This window comes from Heyndrickxia sp. NPDC080065 (assembly GCF_050281185.1).
Classification (GTDB): domain Bacteria; phylum Bacillota; class Bacilli; order Bacillales; family Bacillaceae_C; genus Heyndrickxia.
Genome location: NZ_JBNNWS010000001.1, coordinates 17,764 through 31,611 on the forward strand (window position 1 = coordinate 17,764; position 13,848 = coordinate 31,611).

Below are 13,848 nucleotides of genomic sequence, written 5' to 3' on the forward strand. Positions count from 1 at the left end.
ACCACATTTTTATTTTATCGGTCATATTTACTATTATATCGACCATTTCTCAATTATATCGGTAATACGCTAAAAAATCAGAAAAAAAAGCCTGTCCCAAATATAAATTGTATCTTTATATTGAGACAAGCTTTCCCCTATAACCTCTGTCCATAATATTTATCAAGTGAAAATCCTCTACCGAGTATTTCAGAAGCATTAATAAAAACGACAAATGCAGTTGGTATTTCTTGTTGTAACATTTTCTTTAATTCAACGGCTTCAGATTGCTCAGTTACACAAAGAATCATTGTTTTATTCTGGTTAGAGTAGCCGCCAACTGTTCGAATTTTTGTTAAGCCGCGGTCAATTCCATCACGAATCATTTCTTGTACTTTTTCTTCTTCTTCTGTAATGATCAATATCAGTTTGGTTGCTGAAGTTCTAAGTTGGACAATATCAATTACTTTACTTGTAACATAAATACACATTAGGGCGAAAAGTGTTAGTTCTAAATTAAAGACAATCAATGACGCAATAACAACAAATCCGTCTACAATCAATTGACAGTACCCGCTTGATAGGCCAGTGAACTTTTTGACAATTTGCGCAATCGCTGCAGTACCACCGGTAGAACCATTCCCCTTATACACGATCCCAAGACCAACACCTAGAACAATCCCGCCATATAAAGACCCTAAAAAAGGATTTGTCACGGTATATGGAATATTGGCACTCAACCATATGACAAATGGTACACAAAAAGTACCGACTAACGTTTTTCCGCTAAAATCTTTCCCCATTGTTATCCATCCGATGATGAATAAAGGAATATTAATTAAAAATTGCATATAAGCTGGGGGAAATCCATACAATTCATGTAAAATTGTACTTACTCCTGATATACCACCCGCTGCAAGCTTAGACGGTAATAGAAACATATTATAGGACAATCCTACAAGTATAGCACCAATTATAACTAGAAAATACTCTTTCATCACGCGTTTCTTGTTGTGGTGTTCCTTCAAATCATTTCAAGTCCTTTCTCTTTTATAATCGGTATTAAACTAAGCATAAAAAAATAGCCCAATTTTGGCTATGGAAAAAAATATATATACCTACTTTATTTTAATTTTGTTAGATGGGTATGTCAATTTAACGATAATGTTTATGGTGAAGAAAGTTGATTAGATAGCCGGTTAACTAAGTAAAATAATAGGACAGGGTATTATAGCTTAACACCCTGTAAAAGTCTTCCCTTCATTAAATATAGCTTCTATTTTTTTGATCAAGTAATTTTATTCCTTCTTGTAAATCGATATCTTCAAAAATATGCTTTGGTGTCCATGGGATATAAATATTTGGTTTTATTCCAACACCTGTCATTCCTTCGCCCTTATCTATTCTTGAAAGTCTAGAGGTAGGGTACCAGAGTTCAAATAGGTCGTTCCATTTCATAATGGCAAGATTTGCGTAATCATTTAAACCTGCTGTTGGTCTACCAATCACGGTTACTTTTGAAGATCGTTTGCATATTTCCACAAAGGAATCCCCCGAGCTCCCGCATGTTGTGTCTGTTAAAACGATGATATCTTTCGGATTCGTTCTTCCTTGTATTACTGTATTTTCTTCTATATCAGAGAAGTCAAATTGTACAAACCCTTTTCCTCTATTCTTCTCCCATTCTCGCATAAAAATACTGTAAATTTTCCTTGTTTCCTCATCCTCTATTTCTGATAAAGCATCTTTGAAATATTTAGTCTCCAATTCATACGTTCGTTCTGTACAATTAATTAGCATGTGTTCTCCATCTTCAAGATTTAAGTTCACTAATCGATCTTCAAATATATATGGAAGCAAACTGAAATATGAGGAATCACTGCCGCCATAATTAACCCTAACATCGATAATTAATTGTATACAGCTATCCAGTTCTTCTTTATACTCGTTCAATAACTGTACTATCGCATCCGGATTTGAGAAATCAGTTAAGGTCATTAATAATATTTTTTCTTCTAGCTTTTCAATCGTGTATTTTGGTATATATGGATCCTTCTCAAATTTTTTTAATTCTAGAATGCTTTTATGCCCATTCTCGTCAACTAATTCACAAAAATTATATTGTTCTAGAATAGGAGACCAACGTTCTCTTTCCGCAGTATTTTCTAATAATGTTCTTTTATGCTTATTTACCAAGTCTAGGATTGGTATATTATCAAGTGATACAATTGCTTGCCCTTTCTTGACTCTTGTTTCCTTCCCAACTTCAGTAATAAATAAACTGCTATCAAATCTCCTAACCTTAAATCCAATATCATACCGCTTTTCATCACTATTTGACGATAGCTTGAAATACATATGGTGATCCTTATAATCTAATAAATAATCTTGAACAATCTCTACAAACTTTGTTGGGGTTAATTCCTTTTTTTCTTCTAAAATACGTATTTCTTTCAAATATTGTTCAGGATTATCCCACCCTTTTTTATCCAAACAGCCTGAATAGTCATGGTGAGTGATTGATACGACCTCTTGAAAAATTTCGTAATACATACATTCTCCCCCTATACAAAATAAGTAAAAAACCCGTCATTTAGACAATTCGTTGTTTATTTCAAAATACCTTTATAAAAGTCATCTAGTTAGATATATCTGGTTCCTACTGTGATCACAGATCCCGTTGACCCGAGTTTAAAGCAAAAAAAGAGCCAGACACCCATGATCATGGTGTCTGACTCTTTTAAATCACTCTGTATAATACATAAAACCGATAGCTCCCGCCCCGGTATGTGTACTAATAATTGGAGTGGTTACTTCAATTTCGATATTTTCATAACCAGTTGCACTTATTATTGCACTTTTTAATTTGGAAACAAGTTCAGAAGCTTCTGCATGGGCAATTCCAATACTTTTTATCGTTTTCCCCATTGCATCTTCAACTAAACTTTTAACTAAATACTTCACAACCTGCGTATGACTTCTCGCTTTAGCTACTGGATTATACACTCCGCCTTCCAATGAAGCAATTGGTTTAATGTTTAATAAAGAGCCGAGCAAAGCTTTTCCTTTGCCAATTCGCCCACCTTTGGCAAGGTTATCAAGCTTTTCAACTACTACAAAAAGCCTTGTTTGTGTTCGAATGGTCTCCAGCCTACTTAAAATTTCTTCTAAGCTTTTCCCCATTTTTGCCATAATAGCTGCTTCAATCACTTGGAATGACAACGCTTTCGAAATAAATCTTGAATCTACCACTTTCACATTTGTTTTTGAAAGTGCTGCAGCGTTTTCAGCAGATTGAACAGTCCCACTCATTCCACCTGTCATATGAATAGACAAAACGTCGTACCCTTCGTTTCCTAAACGATCATATAGCTCTAAAAATACACCAACTGGAGGCTGAGAGCTTTTTGGCAGCTCAGTAGATTCACTCATTTTTTGAATAAATTCAGTGGGAGTTATATCTATACGATCCAAATATGTTTCCCCATCAATAAACAAGGATAAAGGAACCACTTCAATTCCATACTTTTCAATCGATTCATAAGACATATCAGCCGTTGAATCGGTCACCACTTTAATTTTCCGCATTAATTAACCCCTTTTAGAAAGCTTATTTGTAGTCTTAACGAGTTACACTAAGTCCTATTATATACTAAACATAACTGTAAACTAAATAGGGTGTCAGGAAGCAAATATGGACATTTGTCCACAATTGATTTCTGACACCCACATAAATTTACTCTATTATCTTTAGAGGAGGCTGTTTTCGTATAGATTGTTGCTTTTCGTAAATAGCTCTAATCTTTAAATAAATAGGCTTCGTGCTCTTTTCATCATCCCATACCCATTATGAAAGTAGTAAATAACCGTAAAAATCCTACTAGATATTTACTGCGTAAAATCTCTGCCGATTTTTACTTTGTTGCAGAAAGCAACAATGTTTCAGAAAAGAGCCTTAGAGAGACAACCATTAAGCTTTCTGAATGTTATTCTCCTTCAATACATAAGTCACTCCATATTCAGGCATTAGCTGACGTCCGTGGTCTGGGACTAGTCGTTCTGGACTAAAGCTATGAAGTGGAATTAACGTTTTCGGATTCAATGTTTCTAATACATATTTCAAATGTGATGGGATTGCATGTCCACCAGTACCTACATAATAACGTTCTAAATCTATAAGTTTTAGAAACTTCATCAAATTGTGGTATGCTGGATCATAATCTCCGAGTGGCATTCCGTTAGAATGGAGATATGCTCCATTTTTGATATTTAAATCTAATAGCTCCAATGAATTTTCATACGAATTTTGCAGGAAAAAGGAAGCTGGTTTCTCATTAATGACTGCTGAATCAACGGTTTTGAAGCGTGCTAACAACTCTTTCTTCCATGAAGGCAAAGTCCCATTTGCTTGTTCTGCTTTCGTTTTAGCTGATAAATAAATGGAGAAATCGGCTTCATCCAAAAATTGATCCACCAAAAACGCTGTTTCCGGTTCGAACACAACGGTGCGATGACTTTCACTACCGACTTTTACTATACCTTCAAGACGATCAATATTCCGATGATAAATGTTAAAAAGACCTAATCCTGATGTACTATTTAAAATAGTTGCCATTTCCTGTACAATCCCTGTTTCCGTCACAAGATTTTCGGGAAGTGTGCTATCTGCTATTAAAGGGTCTTTGTTTTCTTCGATACTGCGAAGAGTTGTTCCTTCCATGATTAAAACATCAAATTCAAGCTCTTTAGCCTTATTAATTGCCGCTTCGATTCTTTCAGGATTTTTCCCATGAAGACGAAAATCACCTGTATAAAGAAGTGCTCCATCAGGTGTTTGAATGTGGAAAGCACATGCTCCGAGCACATCGTGATCAATACAGATTGGTGTGATACGAATTTCTCCAATTTGAAAGGTTTCACCATAATGACAAGCATTGAAATCAAGTTTGTGACCAGGAACACCTTCTCCAATCACTTCTAGTGCATGATATAAATCAATCGAATCCTTTGTCATATAGACAGGGATTTCTGGTGATAGCATCCCCATTCCCCCCATATGGTCCAAATGAAGGTGGGAAATAATAACCCCAGTTTGACGAGAATCTTTTCCTGCAGGGATAAGCCCTTCAATATCTTTAATATCTTCTTCTTGATAAATTCCATCAATAGAAGGAACCAATCCTAGCTTGACATAATCATGGACAATACGACTGTTTCTCGTTTTTATGTATTCATCAAAAACATTTGCCCCAGGATTAAAGATTAAACCAAAGTCAAATATTACACGTGAATCTTTATAATCAACCGTTACGATTGTTCCACCAATGGTACGTAAGCCACCCCAAAAACGGATACGTGTATTTTCTAGTGTTGCTACCATATTAATCATCCTATCATCTCCATAGTATAAGGCTATTTTCGCAGAGATTGTTGCTTTTCGGAAAAGATTTTCAGTTTAGAATAATTTTGGAGACGTGCTCTTTTCCCTATACAATAAGTCTTTCATTCAAACTGGAAGATAAATTAGAATCGTAAAAATCCTAATAGATATTTACTACGTAAAATCTTTACCGATTTTTACTTATATTAAAAACAACAAAGGTTACGAAAAGAGCCTAGTATAAAGAAGGGAGCCTTTTGACAGGTCCCCCTTTTCCTTCTTTATAATTGATTATTTACTTGCCTTATCCACTGCATCTTGTGCAGATTTTTCAGCATCCTGTAATCCTTGATCAACTGATTTTTGACCAAGTAAAACAGCTTGAATTTCTGAAAATAACGCATCGTTAACACCAGATTTTCCTTGAATATGTGGATCATAATAACCAGCATCAAATTGTTGAACAGCCACACCATATTCCGGAGTCTTCCCAACGAATTCTTTCCATTCAGGGGTATCTAATGCAGATGTACGAACTGGAACATATCCAGTTGCTTTAGCCCAACGAGCAGTTTGCTCTTTGCTTGTTAAAAATTTCATATATTCCCATGCAGCAAGCTTCTCGTCATCAGTTGCGGAAGAGAAGATTGCTAGGTTCGTACCTTGAAAGGCAGTAGCTGCTTCTTTTCCTTTTGGAAGTGGAGCCGCAGACCAGTGGATTTTTCCTTCTGCTTCTTTTGCAACAAAGGAAAGTCCTGCAGATGAACCAACGTACATAGCCACATCACCGCGACCAAATGGACCAGACATATAACCATCTTCACCAGCTAGGCGAGCAGTCCCATCGGATACCATACCATTTAAGAAATTAAGTGCATCTTTAGCTTCTGGAGTATTAATAGTCACTTTATTTTCTTTTTCATTAATTGTTTGTCCCCCAGCTTGACGAACATAAGTAGGGAAAGAAAGTCCAATTGAGTTTTCAAATCCGATTCCAACAACTTTTTTATTGCCATCTTTTTTGGTTAACTTTTTAGCTGCATCTTGAAACTCATCCCAAGTAGTAGGAACCTTTACATTATTTTCTTTGAACATATCAGTGTTGTAGTATAGGATTTCTGTACTTTTGTTAAATGGAACACCATAGTATTTTCCGTCCCATGTATTTGCATCACGGAAAACAGAAACAATATCATTTAGCTCTTCGTCTGACCAGCCATGATTTTTATCTTTGATATAAGGTGTTAAATCTGTAATTAAATGATTTTGAATGTATTGTGTCATCCAATCTTCATATGCTTGAGCCATTACAGGTGAATTATGTGCCTTTGCAGCGGCCATTAGTTTTTGGGATAAATCATTATAAGCACCTTGGTTTACAAGTTTTACAGTAATATTCTTTTGCGATTTATTAAAATCATCTGTCATTGCTTTTAATGTGTCTTCAAGATTGCCAGACATCGCATGCCAAAACTCAATTGTAACTGGTTTTGTTAGTTTTTCAGGAATTTTAGCTTCGTTAGAACTACCTTTTGACTCGTCTTTTTTAGTTGTGTTTGAGCATGCAACTAAACTGAATGCGAAAACACTGACAAGACATAGCAATAAAAACTTTTTCATCATTGTGCCTCCAAATGTTGATATTTTTTTATGTAAAATAAATCCCAAAAGATATGTTCTTTACAGTCGACAAAAGAATAAATAAACTAGTTTGACATTTGAACAGGTTCTAATAGGACTTATTTCCATCCAAATTCTTAACCTTTAATTCCTGCTTTTGCAACACCTTCAATAATATACTTTTGCAGGATCAAATATAAAATAATCATTGGTAAAATAATCATTGTTGAAGCAGCCATTAACAATTCATAAACCGTCCCTGTCTCAGTACTAAATGATGTTAGTCCTACAGGTAAAGTTCTCATTTCTTTAGAATTAGTTGCGATTAATGGCCATAAAAATGCGTTCCAACTGCCAATTGCTTTTAATAATGCAATTGTAATTAGTGCTGGTTTTGCCAATGGGACCATAATCGACCACAAAAATCGAAAGTCACTACATCCATCTATTTTAGCAGCATATGAAAGTTCCTTTGGAATCCCCAAAAAGAATTGCCGTAATAAGAAAATAGAAAAAATACTTGCGAGCCACGGAACAATCAATGCTTCATAATGATCAATCCAGCCCAGATTTACTAATGTAACAAAGTTAGGTATTAATAGCACCTCACCTGGCACCATCATCGTACCGAGTAAAATAGCAAAGATAATTTCTTTTCCGTAAAATTGAATTCTACTGAAAGCGTATGCTGCTAAAATTGTTGTAATCAACTCACCAATTGTGCTTAGAACTAGTACAATGACACTATTTAATGTATAGCGTCCAAAAGGTGCTGCCTCCCACGCTTTCACAAAATTATCCCAATGGAAAGTGGACGGAATCCATTTCGGAGGCATCATCATTACTTCATTCGATGCTTTAAGAGATGTACTGATCATCCAAACAAATGGAAGAAGCATCAATATTCCACCGATTATTAACAGTAAATATACAAAGCTTTTAGAAAGTGCTTCTTTTGGCATCCTGGTATAGTCCTCCTTCTATTCATGGCTGTTTTCGCAAAGAACGGAAAAATCCTACTACTGATTTTTCCTTGTTGCAATTTCGTACAAGGTGCAAAATCCTAATATTTTCTGAAGTCCGGGCATCTTTTCTTTGAAAAATGACGCTTTTTCAATTTTTTATGCGATATAATTAAGATTTTCGACTCAAAAGCAACAACTATTAGAAAAGAGCCTTAGTAATTCACCTTACGTTTCCCAATGTAAAGCTGAATGAGGGTGAAGATAAAAATGACAAGAAATAAAATATATGCAGCCGCAGAAGCAACTCCAAAATCCCAGTCAGAATAAAACTTTTTAAAGATATAGTAAACAATCGTTTGAGCACTATTAGCTGGTCCTGCATTCCCGCCAAACAAGGCAAAAACCTCATCGAACACTTTAAATGAATTAATAATAGAAACGATTGAAATGAAAAAGGTTGTAGATGATAACAGTGGGAATGTGATATTTTTAAACCTTTCCCATGCATTAGCACCATCTATTTTTGCTGCTAAGTAATATTGCTTATTAATATTTTGAAGTCCTGCCAAGAAAATGATAATGTTGTATCCTAATCCCTTCCAAATTGCAAGAATAATAAGTGACGGCATAGCCCAGTTCGGATCTGTTAACCATTTGATTGGCGAAATACCTATCAATCCTAAAAAATAATTAAGTAGACCATAATCAGAATGGAAAATCCAACGCCAAACGATGGAAACCGCTACAACAGATGTCACGAAGGGAATAAAATAGACAGTACGAAACAACCCTCTCAACTTAATATTTTGATTAAGTAAAATAGCTATTCCTAATGAAATAATAATTGTTAATGGAACGACACCAATAACAAAAATCAATGTATTTTTCAACGAGCGCCAGAATTCTGGATCATGAAAAATATATGTATAATTTGCTAGGCCTCTTGCATAAACCAAATCATTAAAGTAGTCGTAATCGGTATAAAAGCTCATTAAAAATGATTTAATGATTGGATAAAGATTAAAAACTCCGATGATGATTAATGCAGGTAATAAATACAAGAATGCTTTTAAGGTCTTTTTCATGGTAGGCTTATCATTCAAGATTTCTCCCCCCCTTACAATTTCCTATTTAATAAATTTTCACCGTTACTTGTTTTAAATAGGTGGGCTTGTCCATTACGAATTCCCAATTTAATGACATCCCCTGTTACTATTTTTAAATCCGGAGAAACTATCGCTCTTACCTTCATGTCCCCAACTTGAACATTCAATAAATTATCACGGCCAATTCTTTCTACCATAATTGTCTTTCCGTGAATACCTTCTTTCTTTTCATCGGTTTCAATATATAAATCCTCTGGTCTTACACCAAAAGAGACAGATTCGTTTAAAGATACCTCTTGATTCAATGGCTTATCCAGAGTAAGAATATCACCAGTACTTGTTACCTTAATCATTTTTGTACTTTGATTAAAAGAAACAGGGATAATATTAATCGGAGGGTTCCCTAAAAATTGCGCAACAAACTCATTTTTTGGATTTTCATAAATTTCTTGAGGCGGACTAAATTGTTGGTATTTTCCATCTTTCATGAGTAAGATGTTGTCCGAAATACTCAAAGCCTCTTCTTGATCATGAGTAACAAAAATGGTTGTAATCCCTACTGTTTGCTGGATTCTCTTAATCTCTTCACGCATTTCTAAGCGCAATCTAGCATCTAAATTAGATAAAGGTTCATCAAGTAAAAGTAATTTTGGTTTTTTTACTAACGCACGGGCAATAGCAACACGTTGTTGCTGACCACCAGATAATTGTCCTGGTTTCCGATCTAACAAATGATCAATATGTACTAATTTTGCCATTTCAATGGCTCTTTCTTCTGCCTCATTCTTTGGAACCTTTTCCATCTTTAAAGGAAACATAATATTTTTCAATACTGACATATGTGGATACAACGCATAGTTTTGAAAAACCATACCAATGCACCGTTTTTCTGGCTCAATGTTATTAACTAGTTGATCACCAAAATATAATTCTCCTGATGTCGGCTTGTATAGACCTGCTAGCATATATAAAGTGGTACTTTTTCCGCAGCCACTAGGACCTAACAAACAAACAAGACTTCCTTCTTCAATGGTTACATTGAGACGATCCACGGCAGTGGTATCTCCAAAATTCATTGTGATATCCTTCAAAAGTACTCTCAATTAAGAAACCCCCTACATTCTAACATTACACCTTTTTCATAATACATCATCAATATTAAAGTTGTGTTAAGATTTCGTAAAAAATTGCCCATTTTCAAAGCTTTTAGATAGTTTTCTATCCCATTGATACGGTATAATATAATGTTACGGACATTTTTTCATCCTTTACTTTATTATTATCTATAAAAATAGTTCGAATTGCAATACTAACTCTATAAAATGTTAACATTTTTTCATATTTCCCCATCATTGTTCGGAATTGTACTTCTAATCCCGAATATTTCTCCTAATATATGGTATATTTTCACCGAATTCCTTTTAAGACTTTTCTATTCTTGTTTTTTCACATAAAAAAAGACGCCCTATTCATAATTAAGGCGTCTTTTCAATTGGCAAATTGGCATGTCTTTTGTTTTACTGTTACTAAATTATGGATCATTCAAGAGAGGATTGTTCTCACTTTTATTATTCCATTCTTGGAATAGGAACTTGACTAAAAGAAGCTGGTGAATCCACATGATCTCTATCGTCTACAAAGCTATATGGTCTTATGAATGTTCCTTCATCTCCAGAACTTTGCCCAAACCCTTGTGTTTTTTTATCTGAGTTATTCCAATCTGCTAATAGGTTTTGACCTACATTTACTGCAGATGCATTTTCAAAGGAATTAATTTTAAGCATAAATATGTTTATATTTATGGAAGCTCCTCTCATGATGTTCCCTCCCTTTTCTATTGAATATATTATTACTTCCCTAAATTTATGAATGGAATAACAGATGATCAATGGTTGTTAATCATTTTAGGTAATGAAGAATTTATTTAAATAATATGATATATAAATGAGATAAAAATATAGATGTGAAAAGTACAAAAGCGCAAGCGACTTGCTCATCGGCGTACGGATTTCGTAGTCTTTGACTGAGATAAAGGAAACACGGTGAGGTAGTTCACGAGCCGATGTTGACTTATCGTAGGGAGGAGACGGAGAAATCCGCTAGCCGATAGGCGCTGGAGCTAGACGTAAACTTTGCTCTTCTTAAAGTTATCCTCAGTGCGAATATTATATAATTTCCTAATCGATAAACAAGTTCCTGTTAATTGATCATGTAATGATAGGAGGTAGACATGTGGACTTTGATAAATTAAAGGAATGGATGGAGATTTCGCAAAAATATCAAAACGGGAACTTTTGGGATATGATTTTTGACCAAGCTAATTTAGAGAATTTTATGAAAGATACAAGGAATGAAGCACCTTCACAAAAGGTGCATACGAGTAATTCTTTTCCACTAGTAGATATTTATCTCACGAATACACAAGTGATTGTAATCATTGAATTACCTGGATATAGAAAAGAAGATGTTACCTTATCCCTTTCAGGCAATTTGTTATCGATTAAGGGCACAAGCAAATTACCAATAGCTAATCCAGTGGTTATTAGAAATGAACGGAGATATGGAGATTTTGAAAGATTAATAGAGCTACCAGAGCCAACAAAAAGTAATGAAATTCATGCAAGATTTGAAAGTGGTCTCCTCATAGTTACTTATATGAGAAAATATACCCCAGAGGAAAATATCCCAATAACATAGAAAAATAATTTTAAAAGGATTCTTTGACTCTTCCGTTAAAACAGTCAAATTTATTAGCTTCATTCCATCAACATTCAATGTTAAAAAATTTTTAACGAAGCCAAACAAAAAGTGTGGGGAAAAATATGCCTATAAAAGGATTATTCAATCAAAAAGAAAAAAATGATGACTTACATAGACTAAAACAAAAAATTGTTGAACTGGAACAGCAAATAAAGAAAATGAACACACTTGAGGTCCATGTTAAAAGGTTTTTGAAAATGGAACCCCAGTTGCAGAAAAGAATTTTTCCATCAGTTTCAAAAAAGGAAATGGAAGTTAAAACTCCATCTCCTCCTTCACACAATCGAAATTATTTTATAGAGCAGGAAGAATTGCAAAAAGTTGAAAATAAGATTCTTTCCAAAATAGCAAAAAATATCTCGTTAGAACTAGCTCCCATCAAACAAAAGATAGAGCATTTAGAAAAACGCATAACTTCAATAGAGAGAGGATATTCCTATATAAAGGAAGTAACTAAAAATAATTTAGAAAATATAAATAATATTGAAAGAAAATTAATAAGAATAGATGATATTGAAAAAGAGTTATTAAAAATAAATGATATTGAGAATGAGCTATTAAAAATAAACGATATTGAAATAAAGTTAGTAGAAGTAGATGATATTGAAAAAAGGATTACCGAAAATATTTCTCAAGCCAAAAACGAATCCCCTCCCATTGTTATTCAAGAGGTAAATGTTGATAAAATCATGCTGGATAAATACGAACAAAATAATAACTTTGGTCAATTAGGAATTAAAGATATTAGTGGTCAATTAAATATTGGAGCAACTTATGGAAGAGGGGCAATTCCACTTGAGTTTGTTGATGATTTGAAGGAGGATCTTAATGCATTCAAAAATTCTCAATCAACAGTGGAAAAAGAATCAAGTGAAAGTAATGAAACCCCTCCACAGGATTTAGAAATTGATCAAACAAATGAAGATACAGACTTTGAAGAAATTACTATAGATGATTCATAGTAGGATGACCTAAAAACATAGTGGCTGACACTCGTAGGTCATCCTTCCATATTTTTTTATCTCTATAAAACGAATCAATAGATTAATAATTCAGGTGTCAGGCTTCAATAGAGCCGGACATCTGATTTTTTTGTTCTTTTACAAATTTCAATTGTGCTACAGCTATGAAGCTGACAATAACCAATAGTACCCACGAGCTGATTTTTCCAAGCCCAACCAATTCCCATCCATGCTGCTGATTAGGGTATTGCCACGCACCGAAATAAGTTGAGATATTTTCTGCAATCCATACAAAAAATCCAATTAACAAGAATGACAAAACAAGGGGCATTTTATAAGTAGTATTTTTCAAAGAAAATGAAACAGTTGTTTTAAAAAATAAAACCAATATTACAATCACTAATAACCATCTGATATCCAAAATAAAATGATGTGTAAAAAAATTTAAATATATAGCTAGAGATAGAATCCAAACTAACTTTATACTCGGCCAATTTTTGAGTTGCAGGTTCAACCTTCTCCAAGCTTGACACATGTAACTAGCAACACTTGCATACATAAATCCGCTATATAATGGCACCCCAAATACCTTTGTCCATGCGTGTTCCGGATAGGCCCATGACCCCATATGTATTTTATATATCTCAAGCAATAAACCGAGAAGATGGAAAAGACAAATAACCTTAAACTCATCTATTGTTTCTATTTTAGTTAATAAAAGGACAAGTTGTGTTAGTAAACATACGAGAAGAATCAAATCATACCTATACAGAAAAGATACTGTAACAAACTTTGAACAAGCTAAAGTAATAAAAATGACTAGTGGAAATATACATGAAAGTGCCTGGTGATAACCAAATATCATTAAATGTCTGATAAGTTTCATTACGTTCTCCAATCAAGATAGTACAGTTACTTATTAGAATAGTATGTAAGGAGATTATTGTAAATGGGTATTTTGGGGAATAGGCTATGGTAAACAATGTTGTTGTTTTAAATAAAACCCTGAATGGTATGCGTTCAGCTAGTATTACTACGTAAAGAAATCGCTTCACATATACCATACAGGTGCTTTT

Annotated in this window: 12 protein-coding genes; 2 read left to right on the forward strand and 10 right to left on the reverse strand. The window is 34.1% G+C overall.

Annotation, left to right across the window (positions count from 1 at the left end; translation table 11 throughout):
• Positions 1 to 137: 137 nt before the first annotated feature.
• The 9 genes from ACQKP0_RS00095 to ACQKP0_RS00135 form a co-directional block, all read right to left on the reverse strand.
• Positions 138 to 977, reverse strand: coding sequence for a YitT family protein (locus tag ACQKP0_RS00095; RefSeq protein WP_427403775.1), 840 nt, complete (start codon positions 975 to 977; stop codon positions 138 to 140).
• 265 nt (positions 978 to 1,242) lie between these two features.
• Entirely contained in the window at positions 1,243 to 2,532 is a 1,290-nt protein-coding gene (locus ACQKP0_RS00100; protein ID WP_427403776.1) for a S41 family peptidase, read from the reverse strand.
• Between the two features lie 192 nt (positions 2,533 to 2,724).
• Positions 2,725 to 3,567, reverse strand: a complete 843-nt coding sequence (locus ACQKP0_RS00105) for a DegV family protein (RefSeq protein WP_427403777.1) — start codon at positions 3,565 to 3,567, stop codon at positions 2,725 to 2,727.
• 382 nt (positions 3,568 to 3,949) lie between these two features.
• A complete protein-coding gene (locus ACQKP0_RS00110) occupies positions 3,950 to 5,368 on the reverse strand; it encodes an MBL fold metallo-hydrolase (protein WP_427403778.1) in 1,419 nt (472 codons plus the stop codon).
• Between the two features lie 282 nt (positions 5,369 to 5,650).
• Positions 5,651 to 6,979, reverse strand: coding sequence for an ABC transporter substrate-binding protein (locus ACQKP0_RS00115; protein ID WP_427403779.1), 1,329 nt, complete (start codon positions 6,977 to 6,979; stop codon positions 5,651 to 5,653).
• Positions 6,980 to 7,116: 137 nt separating this feature from the next.
• The gene (locus tag ACQKP0_RS00120) at positions 7,117 to 7,941 is read right to left on the reverse strand and encodes a carbohydrate ABC transporter permease (protein WP_427403780.1); all 825 of its coding nucleotides are present in this window, start codon (positions 7,939 to 7,941) and stop codon (positions 7,117 to 7,119) included.
• 215 nt (positions 7,942 to 8,156) lie between these two features.
• On the reverse strand, positions 8,157 to 9,047 hold the full coding sequence (locus ACQKP0_RS00125) for a carbohydrate ABC transporter permease (RefSeq protein ID WP_427403781.1): 891 nt from the start codon (positions 9,045 to 9,047) through the stop codon (positions 8,157 to 8,159).
• 14 nt (positions 9,048 to 9,061) lie between these two features.
• Positions 9,062 to 10,153: an ABC transporter ATP-binding protein gene (locus ACQKP0_RS00130; protein ID WP_427403782.1), complete on the reverse strand. Its 1,092-nt coding sequence runs from the start codon at positions 10,151 to 10,153 to the stop codon at positions 9,062 to 9,064.
• Between the two features lie 465 nt (positions 10,154 to 10,618).
• Positions 10,619 to 10,867 carry a hypothetical protein gene (locus ACQKP0_RS00135; protein WP_427403783.1) on the reverse strand — a complete coding sequence of 83 codons (249 nt, stop codon included), beginning with the start codon at positions 10,865 to 10,867 and terminating at the stop codon, positions 10,619 to 10,621.
• A gap of 415 nt (positions 10,868 to 11,282) precedes the next feature.
• On the opposite strand from ACQKP0_RS00135, the gene ACQKP0_RS00140 reads away from it, so the two are divergent.
• Together ACQKP0_RS00140 and ACQKP0_RS00145 are read left to right on the forward strand one after the other, a co-directional pair.
• Positions 11,283 to 11,747, forward strand: coding sequence for an Hsp20/alpha crystallin family protein (locus ACQKP0_RS00140; RefSeq protein WP_427403784.1), 465 nt, complete (start codon positions 11,283 to 11,285; stop codon positions 11,745 to 11,747).
• A gap of 125 nt (positions 11,748 to 11,872) precedes the next feature.
• Positions 11,873 to 12,772: a hypothetical protein gene (locus ACQKP0_RS00145; RefSeq protein ID WP_427403785.1), complete on the forward strand. Its 900-nt coding sequence runs from the start codon at positions 11,873 to 11,875 to the stop codon at positions 12,770 to 12,772.
• Positions 12,773 to 12,869: 97 nt separating this feature from the next.
• Here ACQKP0_RS00145 and ACQKP0_RS00150 read toward each other — a convergent pair whose 3' ends face one another.
• Positions 12,870 to 13,658 (reverse strand): DUF817 domain-containing protein, encoded by a 789-nt coding sequence (locus tag ACQKP0_RS00150; protein ID WP_427403786.1) that lies wholly within the window; start codon positions 13,656 to 13,658, stop codon positions 12,870 to 12,872.
• Between the last annotated feature and the right edge of the window lie 190 nt (positions 13,659 to 13,848).

Excerpts from the sequence above, each read along its gene's own strand:
- ACQKP0_RS00145 (WP_427403785.1), top strand. The coding sequence starts at position 11,873 with ATGCCTATAAAAGGATTATTCAATCAAAAAGAAAAAAATGATGACTTA.
- ACQKP0_RS00120 (WP_427403780.1), bottom strand. The coding sequence starts at position 7,941 with ATGCCAAAAGAAGCACTTTCTAAAAGCTTTGTATATTTACTGTTAATA.
- ACQKP0_RS00110 (WP_427403778.1), bottom strand. The coding sequence starts at position 5,368 with ATGATTAATATGGTAGCAACACTAGAAAATACACGTATCCGTTTTTGG.
- ACQKP0_RS00095 (WP_427403775.1), bottom strand. The coding sequence starts at position 977 with ATGAAAGAGTATTTTCTAGTTATAATTGGTGCTATACTTGTAGGATTG.
- ACQKP0_RS00115 (WP_427403779.1), bottom strand. The coding sequence starts at position 6,979 with ATGAAAAAGTTTTTATTGCTATGTCTTGTCAGTGTTTTCGCATTCAGT.
- ACQKP0_RS00135 (WP_427403783.1), bottom strand. The coding sequence starts at position 10,867 with ATGAGAGGAGCTTCCATAAATATAAACATATTTATGCTTAAAATTAAT.
- ACQKP0_RS00105 (WP_427403777.1), bottom strand. The coding sequence starts at position 3,567 with ATGCGGAAAATTAAAGTGGTGACCGATTCAACGGCTGATATGTCTTAT.
- ACQKP0_RS00150 (WP_427403786.1), bottom strand. The coding sequence starts at position 13,658 with ATGAAACTTATCAGACATTTAATGATATTTGGTTATCACCAGGCACTT.
- ACQKP0_RS00100 (WP_427403776.1), bottom strand. The coding sequence starts at position 2,532 with ATGTATTACGAAATTTTTCAAGAGGTCGTATCAATCACTCACCATGAC.